Below are 25,071 nucleotides of genomic sequence, written 5' to 3' on the forward strand. Positions count from 1 at the left end.
GCCCGCCCGCCATTGACATCTAGGCCCCAAGCCTACCTGAAGGGCGTGGCATCTTTACCGGGTCCCGACCGGGCGCGGGTGGGATGGGGGGGAGTACCGCACCTGCCCGCCCGCGTCATGAACGGGTCGCCAAGATCTCACCTGCCGGACAGGTCGGGGGGCTATCCCCCGGCCCGGGCGCACGGCACACTTCTACGCGCGTACTTCTACGCGCGTCACCGAGGTCCGTTCCGTAGTCCCACCGGGAGAGTCGTCCAATGTCCCTGAACCGCCGTGACTTCGTCACCCGGTCCGCCGCCACCGCCGCCGGCGCCGCCCTCGCGAGCAGCGCCGCCCTCGCCGCCGCCACCCCCGCCGCGGCGGCCGGACCGGACGAGGCCCGCGCCAAGGGCCGGACCAAGCGCCAGGCCTTCACCGTGATGGGCACCACCGACCTGCACGGCCGGGTGCTCAACTGGGACTACTTCACCGACGCGGTCTACGCCGACAAGGCGCACAACGAGGTCGGCCTCGCCAAGATCTCCACGCTCGCCAAGCAGGTGCGCGAGGAGAAGGGCTGGGACCGCTGCCTGCTCATCGACGCCGGTGACACCATCCAGGGCACCCAGCTGACGTACTACTACGCCCGGGTCGAGCCGATCGCCACCGACGCCGACACCGCGCCCGAGCACCCGATGGCGCTCGCCATGAACACCATGGAGTACACCGCCGCCGCGCTCGGCAACCACGAGTTCAACTACGGCATCGACACCCTGCGCGCCTACGAGGAGCAGCTGGACTTCCCGCTGCTGGGCGCCAACGCGCTGAACGCCCGCAACGACAAGCCGGCCTTCCCGCCGTACGTGATCCGCAAGCTGAAGCTCGGCAACGGCCCGGCCCTGAAGGTCGGCATCGTCGGCCTGACCAACCCGGGCATCGCGATCTGGGACAAGGCCAACGTCGCCGGCAGGATGACCTTCCCGGGCATCGTCGAGACCGCGAAGACCTGGGTGCCGAAGGTGCGGGCGGCCGGCGCGGACGTCGTCGTGGTCGCCTGCCACTCCGGCACGGACGAGGCCACCTCCTACGGCGACCAGCTGCCCTGGCCGGAGAACGCCTCGGTGGCGCTGGCCGAGCAGGTGCCGGGCATCGACGCCGTCCTGGTGGGCCACGCCCACAAGGAGATCGCCCAGCGCCTGGTCGTCAACAAGGAGACCGGCCGGACGGTCGTGCTCTCCGAGCCGCTGTGCTGGGGCCAGCGCCTGACCTGCTTCGACTTCGAGGTCGAGTTCGACAAGGGCGCGTGGAAGGTCGTCTCGCTCACCTCCCGGGTGCTGAACTCCAACACCGTCCCGGAGGACCCGGAGATCGTCGGCCTGATGACCGAGCAGCACAAGAAGGTCGTCGAGTACGTCAACCAGGTCATCGGCACCGCCAGGATCGAGCTGTCCATCGCCGAGGCGCCGTTCCGGGACACCCCGATCATCGACCTCATCGGCAGGGTCCAGGCCGACGTGGTGCGCGCCGCGCTGGCCGGCGGCCAGTACGCCGAGCTGCCGGTCCTCGCCCAGGCCGCGCCGTTCAACCGCACCGCGGTCATCCCGTCCGGCCAGGTCAAGCTGCGTGACGCGGCCGGCCTGTACATCTACGAGAACACCCTGGAGGCCCGCGTCCTGACGGGCGCCCAGATCAAGGACTACCTGGAGTTCTCGGCGAAGTACTACGCCCGGCTCGCCCCGGACGCGCCGGTCGACAAGGCCACGCTCACCAACGCGCAGAACACCCCGGACTACAACTACGACGCGGTGTACGGCGTCTCCTACGACATCGACATCTCCCAGCCGGTCGGCTCGCGGATCGTCGGCCTCTCCTTCGAGGGCAAGCCGATCGACCCGACCGCCCGGTTCGTCCTCGCGGTCAACAACTACCGCGCCAACGGCGGCGGCAACTTCCCGCACGTCGCGGCCGCCCAGAAGCTGTGGGCCAACTCGGACGAGATCCGCAACGCGATGATCGCCTGGGTGAAGGAGAAGGGCGTCATCGACCCGGCGGACTTCTTCACCGAGTCCTGGCGCCTGGTGCGGGCCGGCCGGCCGGTCTTCTGACGCCACCCGGTTCGACCCCACCACCGGACGGCCCCCGGGGCGCCCGCCCGGGGGCCGCTCCCGTGCTCAGGCGGCGAGCAGTGCCAGCTGCCCCATCGCCTCGCGCTCGATCCGCGCCAGCTCCCCCAGCAGGCGCCCGGCCCGCTCCAGGTGCGCCGCGTCCCCGGACTCCCCCGCCGCGCCGACCAGGGCGGCCACCTCGGTCCAGCCCGCCGCGGCCTCGGCGTACCGGTCGCGGGCGCCGCGCACCCGGGGGTCGCCGAGCAGGTCGGCGCTCTCGCCGAGGAAGTCCCGGTAGAGGTTGCGGAACAGCGCGCCGCCCGTCCCGGCCTGCTCCATCATCCGGGCGGCCTGCGGCAGTTGGATCCGCGGCCGGTCGGCGCGGGCCAGCCAGCCCGGCACCAGCGCGGCGGCCTTCGCGATACCGCGGTGCCCGAGGTTGGCGATCGGCGGGTTCAGGAACGCCGCCGCACACGCGGCCATCGCCGGGGCCGGCAGGCCCCGCACGTCCGGTGCTCCGCCGGGCCGGGTGAGCGTGAAGGAGCGGTGGCGGGCGGTCATCGGGCCGCGTTCGGCGCGCGCCGCGGCGAGCGAGGCCAGGCTGGTGGTGACCGCGCCGCCCTGCTGGGCGGTGTCCACCAGGTGCGCGTCGTGCGCGTCGTAGCCCTCCATCGCGACCACGTGCCCGCCGAAGTGCACCCTGGAAGTGAAGTACTCCAGGTGGTAGCTGTCCAGCTGGAGCCCGACCGGGCGCCCCGCGTCCAGCTCGCCGACCACGTTCTGCCAGGCCCGGCGGGCGGAGGCGGTCTCCCGGACGTCCAGCTCCAGCCCGAGCCGGGCGGCCAGCGCGCGGGTCAGCTCGAAGGGCTTGACCCGGCCGCCGAGGAACGGGAAGTCCATCCCCCTGCCGTCCCAGTAGACGAACGACAACCCCGCCCCGAGCCCGAACAGCATCGGCTCGGACAGGTCGATGCCCTCGTGGCGCAGCAGCACGCCCAGCGCCGTCGTCTCGCAGTGCTCCCCGCCGCGCGACCCGCTCACGCCGCCTCCTCCGTCCGCTCCTCGACCCGGACCACCAGCCGGGTCGTCCACTCCTCCGCCGGGGCCTCCCCCGGTCCGACCAGGTACGCCTCCCGCACCGGCGCCAGCGGCCGCAGTCCGCGCTCGTGCACGGCGGCCAGCAGGGCGTGGTAGGCGAGCGGCAGTTGGGAGTACGGGCCGTGGTGGACGGTCTCCACCACCGGCCCGCCGGGCAGCACCTCGTGCTCCAGCCCGGCCGCCTCGTGCGCCTCGTCCACCTCGGCGCCGACGGCGATCCGCATGCCCTCCCCGAGGTCCAGCGGGAACAGCCCCCACAGCGGCGGCCGCCACGGCGTGCCGTCCAGGTGCGCCAGCAGCAGCCCGACGCACCCGCCGACCCGCTGCGCCAGCTCGCCCGGGCCGGCCACCGCCCGCACGACGGCGAGCGTGCGCCGCGGCTCGCGGCCGAGGGTGATCTCGTAGCCGGGCAGCCCGCCGCCGTCCGCGAGGCGTTCCAGCAGCTCCAGGCGGGCCCGGTCGCGGCTGATCCGCTCGGCGACCCGGTCGCGTTCGGCGCGCAGCAGCCGGGCCCGTTCCGGCTCGCCGGCCGCCATGGTCGCGGCGATCACCGCGAGCGGCAGGTCGAGTTCGCGCAGCAGCGCGACGGTGAGAGCGTCACGGGCCTGGGCGGGGGCGTAGTAGCGGTAGCCGGTGGCGGGGTCGACCCGGGCCGGCGGCAGCAGGCCCGTGTCGTCGTAGTGGCGGAGCTGTTTGACGCTCAGCCGGCAGAGGCGGGCGAAGCGCCCGATGGTGAGGAAGTCGTCCTGGTCTCGCACGGGCCCATGGTGGACCCTCCCCCCGTGGGAGGGTCCACTTCGCCCGCTCTCCGGACCGGACGGCCGGCGGGCGAGACGCTGGGACATCTTTCCGAGACAGCGGGATATTCAGCCGCGCGCGGGCCCTGCCTACCGTTGATCACGTCAACGAGAGCACGATCCTTGCGAGAAGGAGCGGTCCCATGCGCGCAGTCACCCAGAAGTCCTTCGGCGGTCCCGAGGTCCTGGAGCTCGTCGAGATCGAGCGGCCCGCCCCGCGCGGCGGCGAGGTCCTGGTCCGGGTGCACGCCAGCGGCGTCAACCCGGTGGACGCGGCGGTCCGTTCGGGCGCGTTCCCGCTGCTCGGCGAGCCGCCGTTCGGGGTCGGCTGGGACATCTCCGGCGTGGTCGAGGAGGCCGGTCCCGGCGCCCGTTTCAAGGCCGGCGACGAGGTGTTCGGGATGCCGTTCTTCCCGCGCGCCGCCACCGGCTACGCCGAGTTCGTGGCCGTGCCCTCCCGCCAGGTGGCCCGCAAGCCCGCCGCGCTGGACCACGTGCGGGCCGCCGCGCTGCCGCTGGCCGCGCTGACCGCCTGGCAGGGCCTGGTGGACGCGGCGGGGCTGGCCGGGGGACAGCGGGTGCTGATCCACCGGGCGGCGGGCGGCGTCGGCCACCTCGCGGTGCAGATCGCCAAGGCCCGCGGCGCGCACGTGATCGCCCTCGCGAGCGGGCCCAAGCACGACTTCGTGCGTTCGCTGGGCGCCGACGAGGTGATCGACTACCGCGAGGAGGGCTTCCTGGGCCGGGTCGGGCAGGTGGACGTGGTGTTCGACTCCTCCTCGCAGGGCACCGCCTCGCTGGAGGTGCTGCGCGAGGGCGGCGTGCTGGTCTCGATCATGGAGCACTGGAACACCGCGCTGGCCGCCGAGGTCGAGGCCGCCGGGCGGCGGTTCGCCGGTGTCTCGGTGGAGCCGGACTACGCCTCGCTGGAGGCGATCGCCGCGCTGGTCGACGAGGGCCGGATCCGGCCGCACATCGCCGGGACCTTCCCGCTGGAGGAGGCCGGCAAGGCCCACGAGCTGATCGCCACCGGCCGCACCCAGGGCAAGATCGTCCTCACCGTCGGCTGAGCCGTGGGGTGCGCCGTAAGGTGCTCGGGGACACACTGCGACCGGGGGAGACCGGGTGGACATCCTGACCGAGGCACTGAGCTCGATGCGGACCGGGCAGCCAGCCTCCGTCCGCACCGAGGGGCGGGCCCCGTGGGGGCTGCGGCTGCCCCCGGTCGCCGGCGCCGGGTTCCACGTGGTGCTCTACGGCACCTGCTGGCTGGTGCCGCTGGAGGACGACGCGGCCGAGCCGATCGCGCTCAGCCCGGGGGACGTCGTCTTCCTGCGGGACGGCCGCGGCCACGTCCTCGCCGACCACCCGCGGACCCCGGCCGTCCCCGAGCAGCCCTCGCACTTCCGGCCGGGCCTGCCGATCGGCACCGTCAGCCTGGGCGGGGACGGGCCGCGCACCAGCCTGCTGTGCGGCAACTACCACCTCGACCAGGCGCGGCCGCACCCGCTGGTGCGGCAGCTGCCGGAGATCGTCCACCTGCAGACCCGGCACGGGCGCCACCCCGAGCTGAGCGCGGCCGTCCAGCTGCTCGGCGCCGAGCTGGAGAACCCGCGGATCGGCTCGGCCGGCATCGTCCCGGCGCTGATCGACTCGCTGCTGCTGTACATCCTGCGGGCGTGGTTCGAGGAGCAGCCGCCCGCCACCGCGGCCGGCTGGGCGGCGGCGCTCGGCGACGCGGCGGTGGCCCCGGCGCTGACCGCGATCCACGAGGCGCCGTCCGCGGCCTGGACGGTGGAGTCCCTGGCCATCCGGGCCGGGCTCTCCCGGGCGGCGTTCGCCCGCCGCTTCACCACCCTGGTCGGCGAACCGCCGATGGCGTACCTGACCCGCTGGCGGATGACCACCGCGGCCCGGCTGCTGCGCGAGTCGGAGGCCCCGCTCACCGCCGTGGCCGCGCAGACCGGGTACGGCTCGGAGTACGCCTTCGCCAAGGCCTTCAAGCGGGAGTTCGGCCTGGCGCCGGGCGGCTACCGCCGCGAGTCCCGGGCCGCCTGAGTCCGGCTCAGCCCTTCCCGGCCGCCTCCCGGACCGCCGGGGCGACCTCCCGCGCCCACCGGCGGAGGGTGACCGGGTCGGGCGAGCCGTGGTCGGCGGCGAAGAGGGTGAAGCCGGACGCGCCGTGCTCCAGCACCGCGCCGGTCAGCTCCGCCACCCACTGGTCCACCGAGCCGCCGAGCCACCTGCCCTCGGCGTCGCGGGTCGCGGCGAGCGGCCGGTCGGTGATCCGGCCGGGCAGGTTGTAGACGGTGCGCACCTCGCGCGGGTCGCGTCCGACGGCGGCGGCCGCCTCGTCGACGACCGGTCGCGAGGTGCGGTAGCGCTCGCTGAGCCAGTCCGCCGCGTGGCCGGGGATCCAGCCGTCGGCGACCCGGCCGGTGACCGCCAGCGACTTGCGCCCGTTGGAGCCCGTCCACACCGGCGGCGCGGCCACCGGCGCCGGCTCGATGTCCCGGACGCGGTAGTGCCGGCCCTCGTGGGTGAGCGGCGGGCCGCCCCCGGAGAGCCGCTTGATCAGCACGATCGCCTCCTCGAAGGCCTCCACCGCCTCGCCCGGAGCGAGCCGCTCGACGCCCAGGTCGGCGATCCGGTCCCAGATCCCGCCGGCGCCCATCCCCAGCACCACCCGCCCGCCGGACAGCGCGGAGAGCGAGGTGACGGTCCGCGCCAGCAGCGGGGCGGGCCGGCTCGGCAGGTTGGTGACGTTGGCGAAGCCGCTGATCCGCCCGGTGCGCCCGAGCAGGAAGCCAAGCGCGGCGTAGGCGTCCACCCGCGCGCCGAGGTACGGGTGGTCGGACAGCGAGAAGTGGTCCAGCCCGTCCCGGTCGGCCTGCTGGACGACGTCCAGCAGCTGCGCGGTACCGGCGAGCTCCCCCGGCGCTCCGAACCCGAAGACGACGCCCGCGTTCTCGATGCTCATCGTTCCCCCAAAGCAAAAAAGAGCTGAAGTTCGCAGCACGAACCTATTGGTTCGTTCCGCGAACTGCAACCCCTTCCGGCCCCCGGCCGCCGGCTAACCGCCGAACACCGGCGGCACCTCGTTGTCCAGCACCACCCGCCCGAGCAGCCCGGCGAGCACCTCCCGCTCCCCGGCGGACAGCCCGGCCGGCAGCTCGTCGATCCGCCGGCAGGTCTCCGCGTGGAACCGCTCCCCCAGCGCGAGCCCCTCCGCCGTCAGCGCGACCCGCACCGACCGCGCGTCCCCCTCGCAACTCTCCCGCCGCACCAGCCCGTTGCGCTCGCTCCGGTCCACCAGCCCGGACAGGCTCGACTTGGCCAGCCGCAGCACGCCGCCCAGCTCCCCCATCACGTACGACCGCCCCAGCAGCACGCACAGCAACTGCCCCTGCTGCGGCGTCAGCCCATGCTCCCGCGCCGACTCGGCGTACACCGCGTCCACCAGGAACGCCGCCCGCACCAGCGCCCCCACGACCCCGATCCCGCCACCCTCGCTCTTCGCCATCCGGCCAGCCTAACAGCAGAAATTCGCACCACGAACTACTGCGACGGGGTTCGGCCCCCGCGACCGCCGGACGGCTCCGGCGCCCCGCCTAGGACTTCTCGCCGACGGCGGCCCAGATGCCGATCTGGGAGTCGGTGGGCCGCTCGGGGGTGTCGGGGCGCCAGAGGGGGGCGGTGACCAGGCCGGGGTCGGCGAGGGTGAGGCCGTCGAAGAAGCGGAGCACCTGCTCGCGGCTGCGCATGGTCAGCTGGGCGGAGGCGCTGCGGTAGACGGCGGGGCCGCGGCCGGCGTCGGCGGTCGGGGTGAAGTCGAGGGTGCCGTGCGACAGCACGAGGCGGCTGCCGGGCGGCAGGGCGTCCACCAGGGTGCGCACGATGCCGTACGGGTCGTCCTGCTCGTCGATGAAGTGCAGGACGGCCACGAGCAGCAGTCCCACCGGCTCGCCGGAGTCCAGTGCCCGGCGGACCTCGGGGGTGGCCAGGATCGCGGCCGGGTCGCGCAGGTCGGCCTGGACCACCGAGGTGCTGCCCGGGGCGGCGCCGCTCAGCAGGGCGCGGCCGTGCACCAGCACGATCGGGTCGTTGTCGAGGTAGACCACCCGGGCGTCCGGCCGGACCTGCTGGGCGACCTCGTGGGTGTTCCCGGCGCTGGGGATGCCGGTGCCGATGTCGACGAACTGCCGGATGCCCTCGCCGGCGAGGTGGCGCACCGCGCGGCCGAGGAAGGCCCGGTTGGCGAGCGCGCTGAGCCGCACCATCGGGCTGATGGCGAGCACCCGCTCGGCGGCCTCGCGGTCGGCCGGGAAGTTGTCCTTGCCGCCGATGTAGTAGTCGTACATCCGGGCGGGGTGCGGGATCTCGGGGCGCAGGTCGGCGGGCGGCCGCACCTCGTCGCCCTCGTCACCGACGAGCCACTCCCGGCCGATCTCCTGAAACCCGGTCACCCCTGCCACCCCTTCGGTCCGTTCCGGTCACCCACGGTCGCATGCGGTCGAACACAGTCCCCACTGGTCCCCGCACGATCCGACAGGCGCAGCATAGGGCAGCCCTGCCGGGCAAGTGGAACCCGGCCGTCCCCTCCGTCGCGGGAGCGGGCGGAGCGGACGGCCGGAGCGGCCGCGGCCGTCAGAACGGGAAGCGGCTGCGCCCGTGCTGGATCGAGATCCACTTCACGGTGGTGAACGCGTCGACCGTGGCATCGCCGTTCAGCCGGCCCACGCCCGAGTTCTTCTCGCCGCCGAAGGGCACCACCGGCTCGTCCGCGATGGTCCCGTCGTTGACGTGGATCATGCCGGTCTCGATCCGCTGGGCGACCCGCACGCCGCGCTCCACGTCGGCCGTGTGCACCGCGCCGCTGAGCCCGAACGGGGTGTCGTTGGCGATCCGCACCGCCTCGTCCTCGCCGTCGAACGCCACCAGCAGCACGACCGGCCCGAACAGCTCGTTGCGCAGGATCGGCGCGTCGGCCGGCAGGTCACCGAGCACCACGGGCTCCATCAGGCTGCCGGTGGTGGTGCCGCGCAGCAGCGCGGTGGCGCCGGCGGCGACCGCCTGGTCGACCTGCGCGGTGAGGGCGTCGGCCTGGACGGGGTTGATCAGCGGGCCGATGTGGGTGGCCGGGTCCCGCGGGTCGCCGACCTTCAGGGTGGCGACCTTGGCGACGAACCTGCGGGTGAACTCCTCGGCCACCGTGCGGTCGACCAGCACCCGGTTGGCAGCCATGCAGACCTGCCCCTGGTGCACGAAGCGGCTGAACACGGCCGCGTCCACCGCGTAGTCGAGGTCGGCGTCGTCCAGCACGATCAGCGCGCTGTTGCCGCCCAGCTCCAGGACGGTGCGCTTGAAGTGCGCGGCGGCGACGGTGGCGACGTGCCGGCCGACCTTGTCGGAGCCGGTGAAGGAGATCACCTTGGGGACCGGGTGCTCGATGAACGCGTCGCCGATCTCGGCGATGTCGGTGACCACGACGTTCAGCAGGCCGGCGGGCAGGCCCGCCTCCTCGAAGATCTTGGCGATCAGGGTGCCGCCGACCACCGGCGTCTCCTGGTGCGGCTTGAGCACCACGCCGTTGCCGAGCGCCAGCGCCGGGGCGACCGCCTTCATCGACAGGAACAGCGGGAAGTTGAACGGGCTGATCACCCCGACGACGCCGACCGGCAGCCGGTAGAGCCGGTTCTCCTTGCCGTCCACCGGGGAGGGCAGCAGCCGGCCCTCGGCGCGCAGCGACAGCTGCATCGCCTCGCGCAGCATGTCCTTGGTGAGCGAGAGCTCGAACCAGGCCTTGACGGCGGTGCCGCCGAGCTCGGTCATGATGTCGCGGGTGATCTCCTGCTCGCGGTCCTCCAGGATCCGCAGCGCGCGCTCGAACACCAGCCGGCGGGTGTAGGGGTTGGTGGCCGCCCACTCCTTCTGCGCCAGCGCCGCGGCCCGGTAGGCCTGGTCGACCTCCTCGACGGTGGCGACGGTGATGGCGGCGATCTTGTCGCCGGTGAAGGGGTCGACGTCGACGATGTCCCAGGAGCCGCTGCCCTCGCGCCACTCACCGTCGATGTACTGCAGCGCCAACTCGGAAAGGTACGACATCTGATCCCTCTCATGCCTACGGGAACGCACGAACATCGCTCGCGGTCGTTCGCGATCAGATCTGATCGGGGCTCATCGTACTTATCCGTCAGAGTTCTTGGCGTACGGAGCGAAGAAGTTCTCGTGTCCGCTCGGGGGAGAGGCTGTCCGCCACCAGACCGTCCATCGCGCCCGCGTACTCGGCGACCTCGGCCGGCTTGTCCAGGTACAGGGCGGTGGTGAACTGCTCCAGGTAGACGATGTCCGGCAGTTCCTGCTCGTCGAAGGCCAGCACCGAGAACGCCCCGCCCTCCGCCCGCAGCCCGCCGAAACCCAGCGGCATCACCTGGAGTTCGACGTTCGGCAGGTCGGTCAGCTCCAGCAGGCGGTCGACCTGCGCCCGCATCGGCTCCGGGCCGCCCCAGGGCCGGCGCAGCACGGCCTCGTCCAGCACGGCGACCAGCCGCGGCGCCCGGTCGGCGGTCAGCACCTCCTGGCGTTTGAGCCGCACCTCCACCCGCCGCTCGATCTCGGCCGCCTCGGTGACGTGCCCGCCGTGGGTGATCACCGACCGCGCGTAGTCGGCGGTCTGCAGCAACCCGTGGACGAACTGCACCTCGTAGCTGCGGATCTCGGTGGCGGCCTCCTCCAGCCCCAGGTAGTTCTGGAACCAGCCCGGCAGGACGTCCCCGTAGCCGTGCCACCAGGACGTCGCGTTGGCCGCCCGCACCAGACCCAGCACCGAGGCCCGCTCCGGCTCCGCGTCGACCCCGTACAGCGTCAGCAGGTCGGCGACGTCGCGCTCCTTGAAGCCGACCCGGCCGAGCTCCATCCGGCTGATCTTGGACTCGGAGGCCCGGATCGAGTACCCGGCCTCCTCCCGGCTGACGCCCCGGGCCTCCCGGAGCCTTCGTAGTTGCGACCCCAGCAGCAGACGCCGCACCGTGGCACCACCACCCGCCTGAGTCGCACCCATCGCCTCAACCCTCCGCACCTCGCGCAGCCCCCCGGCCGTCGGCCGCAGTCTTCCATCAGGGACCGACAAACAACAGTCCTCGGAACACCCTCCGCGGAGCCGTCGGCCGCCGCCGTGACCGCCCGGACGACCACCGTCCGGATACGCGCGGTAGCCGACCCGTAGCTCCCCGGAACGCACTCTAGTCCCCCACCGTCGCCATGGACATCCCCAACCCCCCGATGACCCCCCGGGATCCACAACTCGGCCGGAATCGACAACGGTTGACGCAACCCGAGCGCGCCGCCGGGCGTCCCCGACGATGTGCTGAGACGACTTCGCACCGCCGCCGTGGTCCTGCTCCCCGTCCTGGCCGTGCTCACCGTCCCCGGTGACACCTCCCCCGTCCCCGCCGTCACGCCGGCCGCCGTCCGCGACACCCCGGTCCCCGCCGGGGCGCTGGAACGCGCCCGCCAGGTGGCGCAGTCCTGGCCCGGCTCGGAGTCCGAACGGATCTGGCGCGACGGCTACTACCCCCAGCAGGACGGGCAGTACTGGCTGCCGAGGGACTTCCACCAGGACGACCGCGCCTTCGCGGCGTTCCTCGGCGACCGGATCGACCTGGACGCCGAGTTCCCCCCGTTCTCCGGCCCGGGGACGGTCTCCTTCCCGGACGGGACCTCCCGGACCCTGCCGCTGACCGACCCGCGCGCCGCCTACGAGCAGCTCGTGCGCTACCGCGACAGCCCCTGCACCAGGGAGCCCTGCGACACCGTGCTCACGGTCATCGCCGTCCGGCCCGCGACCCGGCCCCAGATCACCAGCCGCGGGACGGCGACGGTCCCGGTCTGGGAGTTCCGGTTCGCCGGAGTCGACGACCCCTACGCGGTCGCGGCCGTGGAGTCGCAGGAGCCGCCCGGCCCGCACAAGGTCGAGGACGGGGACCTTCCCGAGGGCGTCACGGACCTCTGGTGGGCCAATCGCACCGCCGGCGAGAGCGACTTCTGGGCCCTGTTGTCCCCCGAGAACTGCGCCGCCCCGCTGCCGGGCGCGACGTACGGGACCGCCGGCGTCCTGGTGCTGATCGGCCGCACCGACGGCCGGCCGGCCGACTGCGAACCGAACGGCGACGCACGGGAGGCCCGGTTCCGGCCCGCCGAGCCCCTGGGCGACCGGGTGGTCCTCAACCTCGCCGGCCGCCCCGTCTACTTCCCCGCCGGCTGACCCGCAGGCCGGCCCGGGGACCGGCCCGCCCCGGGAAACGCGAAAGGCGCCTGCCCCCAAACTGGTCGGGGATGTGGGCAGGCGCCATGGACCGCGGTGGCCCGGCGACGCTGACGGGGTGCGGCTCGGTACGACCCGGCAGTGCGGCGCCGGGCTACCTGGACCGGATCAGACCACCAGGGGGCGGTCCGTCGGCCGGATCGGTGCGGGCAGCGGGGTCTTGCCGCCCAGGTAGGTGTCGACCGCCGCGGCGGCCGAGCGGCCCTCCGCGATGGCCCAGACGATCAGCGACTGGCCCCGTCCGGCGTCACCGCAGACGTAGACGCCATCGACGTTGGTGGCGAAGCGGCCGTCGCGGGCCACATTACCGCGTGCGTCGAGGTCCACGCCCAGCTGCTCGACCAGACCGTTCTTCACGTCCGTCCCGGTGAAGCCCATCGCCAGGGTGACCAGCTGCGCCGGGATGGCCCGCTCGCTGCCCGGCACCTGCTCGAACTTCCCGTCCTTGAACTGCACTTCGACGAGGTGCAGCTGCTGGACGTTGCCGTCCTCGTCGCCGGTGAAGTGGGTGGTGGAGACGGAGTAGACCCGCTCGCCGCCCTCCTCGTGCGCCGAGGTGACCTTGTAGGTCATCGGCATGGTCGGCCACGGCTGGCCGGCCGGCCGCTCCTCGCCGGGCCGCGGCATGATCTCCAGCTGGGTGACGGAGGCCGCCCCCTGCCGGTGCGCGGTGCCGACGCAGTCCGCGCCGGTGTCGCCGCCGCCGATGACCACGACGTGCTTGCCCTTGGCGCTGATCGGCGACTCCACGAAGTCGCCCTCCTGCACCTTGTTGGCCAGCGGCAGGTACTCCATGGCCTGGTGGACGCCCTTGAGCTCGCGCCCGGGCACCGGGAGGTCGCGGGCGGTGGTGGCGCCGGCCGCGACGACCACCGCGTCGAAGCGCTCGCGCAGCTGCTGCCCGGTGAGGTCCTCGCCGACGTGCACGCCGGTGCGGAAGCGGGTGCCCTCCGCGCGCATCTGCTCGATGCGGCGGTTGATGTGGCGCTTCTCCATCTTGAACTCGGGGATGCCGTACCGCAGCAGGCCGCCGATCCGGTCGGCCCGCTCGTACACCACCACCGTGTGCCCGGCCCGGGTGAGCTGCTGGGCGGCGGCCAGGCCGGCCGGCCCGGAGCCGATCACGGCGACCGTCTTGCCGGACAGCCGCTCGGGCACCTGCGGGGTGACCCCGCCCCGGTCCCAGGCCTTGTCGATGATGGTGACCTCGACGTTCTTGATGGTCACCGCGTCCTGGTTGATGCCGAGCACGCAGGCCGACTCGCAGGGCGCCGGGCAGAGCCGCCCGGTGAACTCCGGGAAGTTGTTGGTCGCGTGCAGCCGCTCGATCGCGCCGTTCCAGTCGTCCCGGTAGGCGAGGTCGTTCCACTCGGGGATGAGGTTCCCGAGCGGGCAGCCGTTGTGGCAGAACGGGATGCCGCAGTCCATGCAACGGCCGGCCTGCTTGGTGATGATCGGCAACAGGCTGCGTTCGACGTAGACCTCGTTCCAGTCGCGCAGGCGCACGTCCACCGGACGCCGCTCGGCCAGCTGCTTGGGCGTGGTCAGGAAGCCCTTGGGGTCAGCCATGTGCCGCCTCCATCATCTTGCGAGTGGTCTCGGCCTCGGAGAGGCCATCGCGCTCAGCGGCGTCCTTGGCGGCGAGCACTGCCTTGTAGTCGGTCGGCATGATCGTGGAGAAGCGGGAGACCCCGCTGCCCCAGTCCGCCAGGAGCTCGGCGGCGACGGTGGAGCCGGTCTCCTCGTAGTGCTGCTGCACGGTCTCGCGCAGCCATTCGCGGTCGGCGGCGCTCGGGGCCTCGATGCCCACCATGCCGCTGTTGACGTTCGCGGGGCGCAGGTCCAGCACGTAGGCGATGCCGCCGGACATGCCGGCCGCCAGGTTGCGTCCGGTCTCGCCGAGGATGACGACCCGGCCGCCGGTCATGTACTCCAGGCCATGGTCGCCCACGCCCTCGACGACCAGGGTGGCACCCGAGTTGCGGACGGCGAAGCGCTCACCGGCCTTGCCGCGCAGGTGGATCCGGCCGCCGGTGGCGCCGTAGCCGATGGTGTTGCCGGCGATGACGTGGTTCTGCGCGTCGTTGCCGATCGCCGCCGCGTCGCGGGCCGGACGGACCACGATCACGCCGCCGGACAGGCCCTTGCCGACGTAGTCGTTGGCGTCGCCCTCCAGGCGCAGCGTGATGCCGCGCGGCACGAAGGCGCCGAAGGACTGGCCGGCCGAGCCGGTGAAGGTGACGTCGATGGTCCCCTCCGGCAGGCCCTCGCCGCGGTACCGCTTGGTCACGTGGTGGCCGAGCATGGTGCCGACGGTCCGGTTGACGTTGCGGATCGGCAGCTGGATGCGGACGGCCTCGCCGTTCTCCAGGGCGTCCTGGGCCAGGTCGATCAGCTGGTTGTCCAGGGCCTTGTCCAGCGCGTGGTCCTGGGTGGTGGTGCGGTGCAGGGCCGCGCCCTCGGGCAGCTCGGGCACGTGGAAGAGCGGGGCCAGGTCGAGCCCGGCGGCCTTCCAGTGGCCGACCGCGGCCTCGGCGTCGATGTGCTCGGCGTGGCCGACGGCCTCCTCGACGGAGCGGAAGCCCAGCGAGGCCAGGATCTCCCGGACCTCCTCGGCGATGAACTCGAAGAAGTTGACCACGAACTCCGGCTTGCCGGAGAACCGCTCGCGCAGCACCGGGTTCTGGGTGGCGACGCCGACCGGGCAGGTGTCCAGGTGGCAGACGCGCATCATGATGCAGCCGGAGACCACCAGCGGGGCGGTCGCGAAGCCGAACTCCTCGGCGCCCAGCAGGGCGGCGATGACGACGTCGCGGCCGGTCTTCAGCTGGCCGTCGGTCTGCACCACGATCCGGTCGCGCAGGCCGTTGAGCAGCAGGGTCTGCTGGGTCTCGGCGAGGCCGAGCTCCCAGGGGCCGCCCGCGTGCTTGAGCGAGGTGAGCGGCGAGGCGCCGGTGCCGCCGTCGTGGCCGGAGACCAGCACGACGTCGGCGTGCGCCTTGGACACGCCGGCCGCGACCGTGCCGACGCCGACCTCGGAGACCAGCTTCACGTGGATGCGGGCCTCGGGGTTGGCGTTCTTGAGGTCGTGGATCAGCTGCGCCAGGTCCTCGATCGAGTAGATGTCGTGGTGGGGCGGCGGCGAGATCAGGCCGACACCCGGGGTGGAGTGCCGGGTCCTGGCGACCCACGGGTACACCTTGTGGCCGGGCAGCTGGCCGCCCTCGCCGGGCTTGGCGCCCTGGGCCATCTTGATCTGGATGTCGTCGGCGTTGACCAGGTACTCGGAGGTGACGCCGAAGCGGCCGGAGGCGACCTGCTTGATCGCCGAGCGGCGCTCCGGGTCGTGCAGGCGCTCCGGGTCCTCGCCGCCCTCGCCGGTGTTGGACTTGCCGCCGAGGCGGTTCATCGCGATGGCCAGGGTCTCGTGCGCCTCGCGGGAGATCGAGCCGTAGGACATGGCGCCGGTGGAGAACCGCTTGACGATCTCGGAGACCGGCTCGACCTCCTCGACCGGCACCGGGGTGCGGCCGAGCGCGTCGAGCTTGAACAGGCCGCGCAGCGTCATCAGCCGCTCGGACTGCTCGTTCACCCGGTCGGTGTACTGCTTGAAGATGTCGTAGCGGCGGTTGCGGGTGGAGTGCTGCAGCCGGAAGACGGTGTCCGGGTCGAACAGGTGCGGCTCGCCCTCGCGGCGCCACTGGTACTCGCCGCCGATCTCCAGCGCGCGGTGCGCGGCCGGGATGCCGGAGGCCGGGTAGGCCTTGGCGTGCCGGGCGGCGGTCTCCTTGGCGATCTCCTCCAGGCCGATGCCGCCGAGCTTGGTCGTGGTGCCGGCGAAGTAGGCGTCCACCAGCTCCCGGGAGAGGCCGATCGCCTCGAAGACCTGGGCGCCGCGGTAGGAGGCGACGGTGGAGATGCCCATCTTGGACATCACCTTGAGCACGCCCTTGCCGAGCGCCTTGATCAGGTTCTTGATCGCCCTCTCGGGCTCCGCGCCCTGGATGAACACGCCCTGGGCGACCAGGTCCTCGACCGACTCCATGGCCAGGTACGGGTTGACCGCGCCGGCGCCGTAGCCGATCAGCAGCGCGACGTGGTGCACCTCGCGGACGTCGCCCGCCTCGACCAGCAGCGACACCTGGGTGCGCTGCTTGGTGCGGATCAGGTGGTGGTGGATCGCCGAGGTGAGCAGCAGCGAGGGGATCGGGGCGTGTTCGGCGTCGGAGTGCCGGTCGGAGAGCACGATGATCCGGGCGCCGTCGGCGATGGCCGCGTCGGCCTCGGCGGCGATCGCGGCGAGCCGGGCGGCCAGTGCCCCGCCGCCGCCGGCGACCTTGTAGAGGCCGGACAGCGTGACGGCCTTGAGGCCGGGCTGGTCGCCGTCCGCGTTGATGTGGACCAGCTTGGCCAGCTCGTCGTTGTCGATCACCGGGAAGGTGATGCCGACGGAGCGGCAGGACGCCGCCTCGGCGGCCAGCAGGTTGCCCTCGGGGCCGAGGTTGGACAGCAGCGAGGTGACGAGTTCCTCGCGGATGGCGTCCAGCGGCGGGTTGGTGACCTGCGCGAAGAGCTGCACGAAGTAGTCGAACAGCAGGCGCGGCTTCTCGCTCAGCGCGGCGATCGGCGAGTCGGTGCCCATCGAGCCGAGCGCCTCGGCACCGGTCTTGGCCATCGGCGCCAGGATGACCCGCAGCTCCTCCTCGGTGTAGCCGAAGGTCTGCTGGCGGCGGGTGACCGAGGCGTGGGTGTGGGCGATGTGCTCGCGCTCGGGGAGCTTGGCGAGCTGGATCTGGCCGCCCGCGACCCACTCCTCGTAGGGGTGCTCGGCGGCGAGCGCCGACTTGATCTCCTCGTCCTCGACGATGCGGTGCTCGGCGGTGTCGACGAGGAACATCCGGCCGGGCTGCAGCCGGCCCTTCTTGACCACCCGGGTCTGCTCGATGTCGAGCACGCCGACCTCGGAGGAGAGGACGACCAGGCCGTCCTCGGTGATCCAGTAGCGGGCGGGGCGCAGGCCGTTGCGGTCCAGCACGGCGCCGATCTGCGTGCCGTCGGTGAAGGTGACGCAGGCCGGGCCGTCCCAGGGCTCCATCAGGTTGGAGTGGTACTGGTAGAAGGCGCGGCGGGCCGGGTCCATGGTGGCGTGGTTCTCCCACGCCTCCGGGATCATCATCAGCACGGCGTGCGGCAGCGAGCGGCCGCCCAGGTGGAGCAGCTCCAGGACCTCGTCGAAGGAGGCCGAGTCGGAGTGGTCCGGGGTGCAGACCGGGAAGATCCGCTCCAGGCCCTGCCCGTTGCGGTTGGCCGGGATGAGGTCGGTGGCGAGCTGCGACTCGCGGGCGGTCATCCAGTTCCGGTTGCCCTTGACGGTGTTGATCTCGCCGTTGTGCGCGACGAACCGGTACGGGTGGGCGAGCGGCCAGCTGGGGAAGGTGTTGGTGGAGAAGCGCGAGTGCACCAGGCCGAGCGCGGAGGCGTAGAGCCGGTCCGACAGGTCGGGGAAGAAGGGCTCCAGCTGGCCGGTGGTCAGCATGCCCTTGTAGACGATGGTGCGCGCGGACAGCGAGGGGAAGTAGACCCCGGCCTCGCGCTCGGAGCGCTTGCGGACCACGAAGGCGATCCGGTCCAGCGCGAGGCCGGCCTTGCCCTCGCCGGCCAGGAAGAGCTGGCGGAAGCGCGGCATCACGCCGCGCGCGGTGGCGCCCAGCAGGTCGGGGGTGACCGGGACGTCGCGCCAGCCGAGGACGGTGAGGTCCTCCTCGGCCGCGATCGCCTCGATCCGGGCGACGGCGGCGGCGTCCTCGTCGTCGGCGTCGGGCAGGAAGGCGATGCCGACCGCGTAGGACCCGGCCTCCGGGAGGTCGAAGGAGACCTTGGCGCGCAGGAAGGCGTCCGGGATCTGGGTGAGGATGCCCGCGCCGTCGCCGGAGTCCGGCTCGGCGCCGGTGGCGCCGCGGTGCTCCAGGTTGCGCAGGACGGTCAGCGCCTGCTCGACGACGGTGTGGTCGGCGGTGCCGGTCAGCGTGGCGACGAATCCGACGCCACAGGCGTCGTGCTCGTTACGCGGGTCGTACAGGCCCTGAGCAGCAGGTCGCGCATCCGGAACGAGCGCGTACGGCGGGCGGGCGGCGCCGGCCTGGGGCTCGTTGGCGGAGTGCATGGATGCAGACAGCATCGGCTCTCCCGTCGTCGTCTTTCGAAACTGGTGCAGTAGGGACGACGTTGGCCCTGATGCGATTGAGGCACGCACGTTACATGATGCCGAAGGTCCCGGGAAGCGGAGTATTGCGTCCACATCGCGGACTGATCCGCAGGTCACCGGGTGGGTGAGGGGACGTGCCACACCGCACGTCCCGACGATTGTGCCCGGCCCTCCAGGGCCTGAAACAGGGCCGAAATCCCGCGATTCCGGTGGCCCGTCGGAGCGGCCTGCGATTCCATCCCGGAACGTGACCGGGGGATGCGATTCTTCGGCCCATGGGCCCACATGGCGAGACAAGGCCAGGCGCGGCCGGGCGACCGTGTGTGCAACCTCACCCGTTCGGCTGCATAACAATGCAACGGCACAGTGCCCGGCCGTCCCCTGCGGCGGCCCGTCCGGCCGTCAGCCGACCTGCCCGCCGATCAGCGCGCCCAGCAGGTAGGTCACCCCGGCCGCGATCCCGCCCAGCGCCAGCTGCCGCACGCCGCTGTACCACCAGCTGCGCGCCGTCACCCGGGCCACCACCGCCCCGCAGGCGAACAGGCCGGCCGCCGCGACCAGCAGCGCCGGCAGCAGCGAGGTCGCGCCCAGCAGGTACGGCAGCAGCGGCAGCAGCGCGCCCACCGCGAAGCAGACGAACGAGGAACCGGCCGCCACCCACGGCGAGGGCAGGTCGTCGGGGTCGACGCCCAGCTCCTCCCGGGCGTGGATCGCCAGCGTCTGCTCCGGGTCGGCGGACAGCTGCCGCGCCACCTCGTGGGCGAGGTCCGGGTCGACCCCGCGCTCGACGTACAGCTGGGTCAGCTCGGCCAGCTCGCCGTGCGGGTTGCGGCGCAGCTCCAGCCGCTCGACCTCGATCTCGGCCTGCACCAGCTCCCGCTGGGACGCCACCGAGGTGTATTCGCCCGCCGCCATCGAGCAGGCGCCGGCCGCCAGCCCGGCGAGGCCGGTGAGCACGACGGTGCTGCTGGAGACGGCGCCGCCGACCACACCGGTCATCAGCGCGAAGTTGGAGACCAGGCCGTCCATCGCGCCGAACACCGCCGGGCGCAGCCAGCCGCCGTTGACGTCCCGGTGGTGCCCGGCGGCGGGTATCCGGGGGTGGTGTCCGCTCTCGTGTTCCAGGGCGGTCGCAGTCACGGCCGTTCCCCTCCGTCCATCGGTCCGATCGCCTTACCTGTCGACCGTAGCCCTGTTGAGCTGGGCATTTCCAGCAAAGTAAGGCTGTCCGAACATGGCTCCGGCCGCCCTGCGCACGGGGTGCGGGGCGGCCGGGAGCGGGGGTCGGTGCAGGTCAGGCCGGGTGCTTGGCACCCTTCTCCAGCGGGTCGGACTTCTCGGCGCGGCCGTCCTGCGGCCGGTCGTCCGTCGGCCGGTCGCCCTCCGGCCGGTCGTTCCCGGGCTCGTCGGCCGGCGCCGCGGCCTCCGCCTCGGCGCGCGCCATCGGGTCGATGCTCGCCGGGTCCTCCCGGCCGGGCCGCTTCTTCCCGACGACCACGAAGTACGCCACCGCGCCGAGGAAGACGAGGATCGCCACCCAGTCGTTCAGCCGCAGGCCGAGGATGTGGTGCGCCTCGTCGACCCGCAGCCACTCGGTCCAGAACCGGCCCGCCGTGTACCCGGCCACGTACAGCGCGAAGGCCCGCCCGTGGCCCAGGGTGAACCGCTTGTCCGCCCAGATCACCAGGGCGGCGACGCCCACGCACCAGAGCGACTCGTAGAGGAAGGTGGGGTGGTGGATCGTGGTGACCACCTCACCGCCGGGGAGCGTCTTGGTGATCTCCAGGCCCCACGGCAGGGTGGTCTCCCGCCCGTACAGCTCCTGGTTGAACCAGTTGCCCCAGCGGCCGAGCGCCTGGGCGAGCGCGATGCCCGGGGCGATCGCGTCGGCGTAGGCGGGCAGCGGGACACCGCGGCGGCGGGCGCCGATCCAGGCGCCGACCGCGCCCAGCGCGATCGCGCCCCAGATGCCGAGGCCGCCCTCCCAGATCTTGAAGGCGTTCCAGGGGTTCTTCCCCTCGCCGAAGTACAGCTGGTGGTCGGTGATCACGTGGTACAGCCGGCCGCCGACCAGGCCGAACGGCACGGCCCAGACCGCGATGTCGCCGACGGTGTGGCGGCCGCCGCCCCGGGCGACCCAGCGCTTGCTGCCGAGCCAGACGGCCACGACGACACCGAGGATGATGCAGAAGGCGTAGGCGCGCAGCGGGATCGGTCCGAGGTACAGGACACCCCGCGACGGGCTGGGAATGTAGGCGATATCCATGGCAGCTCCGACGCTACAGGGTCGGCGGCCCGTCCAGGACACCCCGGCGGGTCACAGTCGGGCACAGATCGGCGCGCGGGCCCGGAGCACGGCCCGGCGCCGCCCCCTCCGGACGGGGAGGGGGCGGCGGCCACCCCGCAGCGTACGCGCCCGGTTCAGCCGGCGTTGGGCGAGGGGTTGTTGGCCTCCGAGGCGGTGCTGGTGGGCGCGGGCGACTGGCCGTGGCTGCCCGGGGTGCCCAGCTGCTTGCCCTGGTTGGCGGCGTCCACCCACGCGACCAGGTTGGCCGGGGTGATCTCCTCGTTGTTGAACTTGGGGTAGATCGGCTGGCCGTTGAGCAGCACGGTCGGCGTGGACTTGAAGTTGGACTTGTCGAAGTCCTGCTGCACCGCGGACACCCAGTCGCCGAACTTCAGGTCGTTGACGCAGGACTCGAAGGCCGGCGTGACCAGGCCGTCGACCTGCTTGGCGAGGTTGATCAGGGTCGCCTTGTTCCCGAACGCGTCGTTGGTCTCGTCCGGCTGGTTGCGGTAGAGGACGTCGTGGTAGTCGCGGAAGTGCCCGGCGTCCTGGGCGCAGCCGAGCGCGTTGGCGGCGTACTTGGAGCCCTTGCCCGGCACGGCCCGGTCGATGAACGAGACGATGTGGTAGTTGGTGAAGATCTTGCCCGCGTCCTCCAGCTGGCTGATGGTGGGCGAGAACTCCCGCTCGAAGACGCCGCAGGCGGGGCAGCGCGGGTCCTCGTAGACGGTGAGGACGGACGGCGCGTTGTCCGAGCCGACCGGGACGACCAGGTTCTTGTCCCCGATCGTGCCGGCCGGTACGGCGGTGGGGGTCTCCGGCGTGGAGCGCTGGTCCTGCACCACGACGCCGGTGACCACCGCGGCGGCGATCACCGCGAGCGCCACTCCGCCGATGACCAGCTTGCGCTTCCGCCGGCCGCGGACCTCCTCCTCGGCGCGTTCCGCCAGCATCCGCTCACGGGCGGTGCGCTTGCCTTCTCGGTTCTTCTCGCTCATCAGCCTTGGAATTCCAGGTTCGGGGGTGGGGGTGCGGGTGGCGGGGTCCGGGGAGGGTGGGGCGGGCGCTCAGCCCGCCAGCAGGCCGTCCACCGAGAACTTGGTGCGGGGCCACCGGAGCAGCCAGCCGGCCGGCACCAGGAACCCGGTGTCGCGCAGGATCTCCTGCAGGTACTCGGTCTGCGAGGCGTCGACCGCCCCGCCGCCGCCGAAGCAGCCGCAGTCGATCGAGATGCCGCGCGCCCAGGCGGAGGCGATGCCCCCGATGAAGGCGAGCAGCAGCACCGCGGAGACCGCCGCGGCCACCCGGGTGCCCAGGCCGGCCAGCAGCAGCAGGGCGAGCGCCAGCTCCAGGAAGGGCAGCCCGTGGCCCACCGGTTTGACCAGGGACTCGGGCAGGATCTCGTACGCGCGCACCGCCTGGGCGGCCTCCGCCGGGTCGGCGATCTTCGCCAGCCCGGCCCAGCCCCAGACCACGGCCAGGCCCAGCCGGGCGGCCGTGCCGATCCACTCCGTCGCCGGCCCGGCCATCCGGACAACCCCCTCGGGAAACACCGTCACGCCCCTATGAACCGCTCCCGGGGACGCCGGGTTCCTCCGGTTTTCGGAGTTAAGCCAAAAGAGTGAAGGTTGATATGTTCTGAGGTGGTTTCACCCTAACGAGTGGTCAGGGTCGCAGCCGAACGGCCATCCCAGGTCGTGCCGGTCGACGTCGTGCCGGTCGGTGCGCCCGGAGCCGCCGGACCCGGCGGGGGCCGGGCGGCCCGCCCGCGCGGCCGCCGCCTCCATCCGGACCGCCTCCGCGCAGACGTAGGCGTCCCGCTCGGCGCGCTCCACCCCCCGCCTGGCCAGCGCCGGCCCGACCGCGCACTGCGCCCCGAGCGCGGCGCCGAGCGCCAGCGCGGCCGCGGCCGCCCGCAGCAGCACGGCTCGCTGAAGACCGGGCATCGGCCGACCCCTTCCGCTCGCTTGGCCCCCGGGCACGTCGCTCGTGCACTCGTCCCTCCACTCAACGCCGCCCAACCGCGGGCTGGTGCGCGTGCCCGCCACTGTTCACCCGTTCGGGTCGAGGGGGTGACCGAACGGGTCCGGGAACGCCGACGGCCCGCCACCCCGGGCGGGGTGGCGGGCCGTCGGGCACCGCGCGGGAGGGGTGGTCTACCGCCGGCGGACGCCCTGCGCCAGTTCGCCGGCCAGTTCGCGCACCGCCGCCAGCGCGGCCGGCTCGTCCCCGTCGGCGTCCAGGATCCGCTGCACGAACGCCGAGCCGACGATCACGCCGTCCGCGAACCCGGCCACCTGGGCGGCCTGCTCCCGGGTCGACACGCCGAGGCCGACGCAGACCGGCAGCTCGGTGGTGGCCCTGGTCCGGGCGACCAGGTCCTCGGCCAGCTCGCCGACCTGCGCCCGGCTGCCGGTCACGCCCATCACCGCGGCCGCGTACACGAAGCCGCTGCCGGCTGCCGTGACCTCGGCCAGCCGCTTGTCCTTGCTGCTCGGCGCGACCACGAACACGGTGTCCAGACCGTGCTCCCCGGCCGCCTTGCGCCACTCCTCGGACTCCTCCACCGGAAGGTCCGGCAGGATGCAGCCCGCCCCGCCGGCCGCGGCGAGGTCGGCGGCGAACCGCGCGACGCCGTACCGGTCCACCGGGTTCCAGTAGGTCATCACCAGCACCGCCGCGGCGGGGTGCGCGGCGGCGACCTCCTGGACGGTGCGCAGCACGTCCTTGATCCGCACGCCGGCCCGCAGCGCGATGTCGTCGGCGGTCTGGATGGTGGGGCCGTCCAGCACCGGGTCGGAGTGTGGCAGGCCGATCTCGACGACGTCGCAGCCGCCCTCGACCAGCGCGCCGACCGCGCGGATGCCGCCGTCCACCGACGGGAAGCCGGCCGGCAGGTAGCCGATCAGCGCGGCGCGGTCCTCCGCCTTGGCGGCGGCGAGGACGCCACTGAGCTTCGAAGCCATGGTCACTTACCCCCGTGGGCGGAGCCGGCGCCCGGCTCGTCGTAGAGGCCGAAGTACTCGGCGGCGGTGTGCATGTCCTTGTCGCCGCGCCCGGAGAGCGAGACCAGGACGGTGGCCTCGGGCCCGAGCTCGCGGCCCAGCTCCAGGGCGCCGGCCAGCGCGTGCGCGCTCTCGATCGCCGGGATGATGCCCTCGGTGCGGGACAGCAGCCGCAGCGCCTGCATGGCGGCGTCGTCGGTGACCGGGCGGTACTCGGCCCGGCCGGTGTCCTTCAGCCAGGCGTGCTCCGGGCCGACGCCCGGGTAGTCGAGGCCGGCCGAGATCGAGTGCGACTCGATGGTCTGGCCGTCCTCGTCCTGCAGGACGTAGGTGCGCGAGCCGTGCAGCACGCCCGGGTCGCCCTTGGTGAGGGTGGCCGCGTGCCGCGGGGTCTCGGCGCCCTCGCCGGCCGCCTCGCAGCCGATCAGGCGCACCCCGGCGTCCGGGATGAACTCGTGGAAGATGCCCATCGCGTTGGAGCCGCCGCCGACGCAGGCGACGACCGCGTCGGGCAGCCGCCCGGTGCGCTCCAGGACCTGCTCGCGCGCCTCCACGCCGATGACCCGGTGGAAGTCGCGGACCATCATCGGGAACGGGTGCGGCCCGGCCACGGTGCCGAACAGGTAGTGGGTGGAGTCCACGTTGGCGACCCAGTCGCGGAACGCCTCGTTGATGGCGTCCTTGAGGGTGCGGCTGCCGGAGGTCACGGCCACCACCTCGGCGCCGAGCATCCGCATCCGGGCGACGTTCAGCGCCTGGCGCCGGGTGTCGACCTCACCCATGTAGATGGTGCAGTCGAAACCGAACAGGGCGCAGGCGGTGGCGGTGGCCACGCCGTGCTGGCCGGCGCCGGTCTCGGCGATGATCCGGGTCTTGCCCATCCGCTTGGTGAGCAGGGCCTGGCCCAGCACGTTGTTGATCTTGTGCGAGCCGGTGTGGTTGAGGTCCTCGCGCTTGAGCAGGATGCGCGCGCCGCCGGCCTCGGCGGAGAACCGCCGCACATCGGTCAGCGGGCTGGGCCGGCCGGTGTAGTCCTTGAGCAGCGCGTCGAGCTCGGCGGCGAAGGCCGGGTCGGCCTTGGCCTTCTCGTACTCCTCGGCGACCTGCTCCACGGCGGCGACCAGCGCCTCCGGGATGAAGCGGCCGCCGTACGCGCCGAAGTAGCCGCGCGCGTCCGGCACCTCGGCGCCGGGCAGGTAGTCCTTCTCGGACCGTTCGGACATGGTGAAGTCCCTCGGGAAGATGACGACGGTTGACGGTGACGTCCGCCGG

At 73.0% G+C, this 25,071-nt stretch carries 20 protein-coding genes; 4 read left to right on the plus strand and 16 right to left on the minus strand.

The genetic code is table 11. The annotated features are described in order from the left end of the window. Positions 1-257 precede the first annotated feature (257 nt). Positions 258-2,084 (plus strand): bifunctional metallophosphatase/5'-nucleotidase, encoded by a 1,827-nt coding sequence (locus ACFXAM_RS00735; RefSeq protein ID WP_380286775.1) that lies wholly within the window; start codon positions 258-260, stop codon positions 2,082-2,084. Positions 2,085-2,150: 66 nt separating this feature from the next. Here ACFXAM_RS00735 and ACFXAM_RS00740 read toward each other — a convergent pair whose 3' ends face one another. Continuing rightward, complete coding sequence (locus ACFXAM_RS00740; RefSeq protein ID WP_380286776.1) at positions 2,151-3,125, minus strand: BtrH N-terminal domain-containing protein; 975 nt, start codon at positions 3,123-3,125, stop codon at positions 2,151-2,153. Next, positions 3,122-3,940, minus strand: coding sequence for a MerR family transcriptional regulator (locus ACFXAM_RS00745; RefSeq protein WP_380286777.1), 819 nt, complete (start codon positions 3,938-3,940; stop codon positions 3,122-3,124). The genes ACFXAM_RS00740 and ACFXAM_RS00745 overlap by 4 nt, the downstream gene beginning before the upstream one ends. Before the next feature lie 182 nt (positions 3,941-4,122). On the opposite strand from ACFXAM_RS00745, the gene ACFXAM_RS00750 reads away from it, so the two are divergent. Beyond that, positions 4,123-5,049, plus strand: a complete 927-nt coding sequence (locus ACFXAM_RS00750) for an NADP-dependent oxidoreductase (RefSeq protein WP_380286778.1) — start codon at positions 4,123-4,125, stop codon at positions 5,047-5,049. Positions 5,050-5,104: 55 nt separating this feature from the next. Further along, positions 5,105-6,037 carry an AraC family transcriptional regulator gene (locus tag ACFXAM_RS00755; RefSeq protein WP_380286779.1) on the plus strand — a complete coding sequence of 311 codons (933 nt, stop codon included), beginning with the start codon at positions 5,105-5,107 and terminating at the stop codon, positions 6,035-6,037. A 7-nt stretch (positions 6,038-6,044) separates the two neighbouring features. Here the strand turns inward: ACFXAM_RS00755 and ACFXAM_RS00760 are convergent, their stop codons facing one another. The 5 genes from ACFXAM_RS00760 to ACFXAM_RS00780 all read right to left on the minus strand — a co-directional run bounded on the left by ACFXAM_RS00760 (position 6,045) and on the right by ACFXAM_RS00780 (position 11,039). Then, positions 6,045-6,959 carry an LLM class flavin-dependent oxidoreductase gene (locus ACFXAM_RS00760; RefSeq protein ID WP_380286780.1) on the minus strand — a complete coding sequence of 305 codons (915 nt, stop codon included), beginning with the start codon at positions 6,957-6,959 and terminating at the stop codon, positions 6,045-6,047. A 93-nt stretch (positions 6,960-7,052) separates the two neighbouring features. Beyond that, positions 7,053-7,502 (minus strand): MarR family winged helix-turn-helix transcriptional regulator, encoded by a 450-nt coding sequence (locus ACFXAM_RS00765; protein WP_380286781.1) that lies wholly within the window; start codon positions 7,500-7,502, stop codon positions 7,053-7,055. 88 nt (positions 7,503-7,590) lie between these two features. Then, the gene (locus ACFXAM_RS00770; RefSeq protein WP_380286782.1) at positions 7,591-8,445 is read right to left on the minus strand and encodes an SAM-dependent methyltransferase; all 855 of its coding nucleotides are present in this window, start codon (positions 8,443-8,445) and stop codon (positions 7,591-7,593) included. Positions 8,446-8,626: 181 nt separating this feature from the next. Then, entirely contained in the window at positions 8,627-10,084 is a 1,458-nt protein-coding gene (locus ACFXAM_RS00775) for an aldehyde dehydrogenase family protein (RefSeq protein ID WP_380286783.1), read from the minus strand. 88 nt (positions 10,085-10,172) lie between these two features. Then, positions 10,173-11,039 (minus strand): helix-turn-helix domain-containing protein, encoded by an 867-nt coding sequence (locus ACFXAM_RS00780; protein ID WP_380286784.1) that lies wholly within the window; start codon positions 11,037-11,039, stop codon positions 10,173-10,175. A gap of 303 nt (positions 11,040-11,342) precedes the next feature. Here ACFXAM_RS00780 and ACFXAM_RS00785 point away from each other — a divergent pair, with 303 nt between their 5' ends. Next, positions 11,343-12,242, plus strand: a complete 900-nt coding sequence (locus ACFXAM_RS00785; protein WP_380286785.1) for a hypothetical protein — start codon at positions 11,343-11,345, stop codon at positions 12,240-12,242. Positions 12,243-12,410: 168 nt separating this feature from the next. Here the strand turns inward: ACFXAM_RS00785 and ACFXAM_RS00790 are convergent, their stop codons facing one another. The 9 genes from ACFXAM_RS00790 to trpB form a co-directional block, all read right to left on the minus strand. Beyond that, positions 12,411-13,871, minus strand: coding sequence for a glutamate synthase subunit beta (locus tag ACFXAM_RS00790; protein ID WP_380286787.1), 1,461 nt, complete (start codon positions 13,869-13,871; stop codon positions 12,411-12,413). Next, positions 13,864-18,465, minus strand: coding sequence for a glutamate synthase large subunit (gltB, locus tag ACFXAM_RS00795; RefSeq protein WP_380286888.1), 4,602 nt, complete (start codon positions 18,463-18,465; stop codon positions 13,864-13,866). Before gltB ends, ACFXAM_RS00790 begins: the two co-directional genes overlap by 8 nt. 444 nt (positions 18,466-18,909) lie before the next feature. Continuing rightward, the gene (locus tag ACFXAM_RS00800; RefSeq protein WP_380286889.1) at positions 18,910-19,632 is read right to left on the minus strand and encodes a VIT1/CCC1 transporter family protein; all 723 of its coding nucleotides are present in this window, start codon (positions 19,630-19,632) and stop codon (positions 18,910-18,912) included. Positions 19,633-19,801: 169 nt separating this feature from the next. Beyond that, positions 19,802-20,773, minus strand: a complete 972-nt coding sequence (gene lgt / locus ACFXAM_RS00805) for a prolipoprotein diacylglyceryl transferase (protein WP_380286788.1) — start codon at positions 20,771-20,773, stop codon at positions 19,802-19,804. Between the two features lie 155 nt (positions 20,774-20,928). After that, positions 20,929-21,792 (minus strand): DsbA family protein, encoded by an 864-nt coding sequence (locus ACFXAM_RS00810; protein ID WP_380286789.1) that lies wholly within the window; start codon positions 21,790-21,792, stop codon positions 20,929-20,931. A 69-nt stretch (positions 21,793-21,861) separates the two neighbouring features. Further along, positions 21,862-22,323, minus strand: a complete 462-nt coding sequence (locus ACFXAM_RS00815; protein WP_380286790.1) for a MauE/DoxX family redox-associated membrane protein — start codon at positions 22,321-22,323, stop codon at positions 21,862-21,864. Between the two features lie 120 nt (positions 22,324-22,443). Beyond that, the gene (locus ACFXAM_RS00820) at positions 22,444-22,740 is read right to left on the minus strand and encodes a hypothetical protein (protein ID WP_380286791.1); all 297 of its coding nucleotides are present in this window, start codon (positions 22,738-22,740) and stop codon (positions 22,444-22,446) included. Positions 22,741-22,950: 210 nt separating this feature from the next. Next, entirely contained in the window at positions 22,951-23,760 is an 810-nt protein-coding gene (gene trpA, locus ACFXAM_RS00825) for a tryptophan synthase subunit alpha (protein WP_380286792.1), read from the minus strand. 2 nt (positions 23,761-23,762) lie between these two features. Beyond that, entirely contained in the window at positions 23,763-25,022 is a 1,260-nt protein-coding gene (gene trpB, locus ACFXAM_RS00830; RefSeq protein WP_380286793.1) for a tryptophan synthase subunit beta, read from the minus strand. Between the last annotated feature and the right edge of the window lie 49 nt (positions 25,023-25,071).

Source organism: Kitasatospora sp. NPDC059462, assembly GCF_042749955.1.
GTDB lineage: Bacteria > Actinomycetota > Actinomycetes > Streptomycetales > Streptomycetaceae > Kitasatospora.

Bases quoted from the DNA above. Each gene is read 5' to 3' on its own strand.
- ACFXAM_RS00735 (WP_380286775.1), top strand. From the start codon at position 258: ATGTCCCTGAACCGCCGTGACTTCGTCACCCGGTCCGCCGCCACCGCC.
- ACFXAM_RS00750 (WP_380286778.1), top strand. From the start codon at position 4,123: ATGCGCGCAGTCACCCAGAAGTCCTTCGGCGGTCCCGAGGTCCTGGAG.
- ACFXAM_RS00760 (WP_380286780.1), bottom strand. From the start codon at position 6,959: ATGAGCATCGAGAACGCGGGCGTCGTCTTCGGGTTCGGAGCGCCGGGG.
- ACFXAM_RS00765 (WP_380286781.1), bottom strand. From the start codon at position 7,502: ATGGCGAAGAGCGAGGGTGGCGGGATCGGGGTCGTGGGGGCGCTGGTG.
- ACFXAM_RS00775 (WP_380286783.1), bottom strand. From the start codon at position 10,084: ATGTCGTACCTTTCCGAGTTGGCGCTGCAGTACATCGACGGTGAGTGG.
- ACFXAM_RS00780 (WP_380286784.1), bottom strand. From the start codon at position 11,039: ATGGGTGCGACTCAGGCGGGTGGTGGTGCCACGGTGCGGCGTCTGCTG.
- ACFXAM_RS00790 (WP_380286787.1), bottom strand. From the start codon at position 13,871: ATGGCTGACCCCAAGGGCTTCCTGACCACGCCCAAGCAGCTGGCCGAG.
- gltB (WP_380286888.1), bottom strand. From the start codon at position 18,465: ATGCACTCCGCCAACGAGCCCCAGGCCGGCGCCGCCCGCCCGCCGTAC.
- lgt (WP_380286788.1), bottom strand. From the start codon at position 20,773: ATGGATATCGCCTACATTCCCAGCCCGTCGCGGGGTGTCCTGTACCTC.
- ACFXAM_RS00810 (WP_380286789.1), bottom strand. From the start codon at position 21,792: ATGAGCGAGAAGAACCGAGAAGGCAAGCGCACCGCCCGTGAGCGGATG.
- ACFXAM_RS00815 (WP_380286790.1), bottom strand. From the start codon at position 22,323: ATGGCCGGGCCGGCGACGGAGTGGATCGGCACGGCCGCCCGGCTGGGC.
- ACFXAM_RS00820 (WP_380286791.1), bottom strand. From the start codon at position 22,740: ATGCCCGGTCTTCAGCGAGCCGTGCTGCTGCGGGCGGCCGCGGCCGCG.
- trpA (WP_380286792.1), bottom strand. From the start codon at position 23,760: ATGGCTTCGAAGCTCAGTGGCGTCCTCGCCGCCGCCAAGGCGGAGGAC.
- trpB (WP_380286793.1), bottom strand. From the start codon at position 25,022: ATGTCCGAACGGTCCGAGAAGGACTACCTGCCCGGCGCCGAGGTGCCG.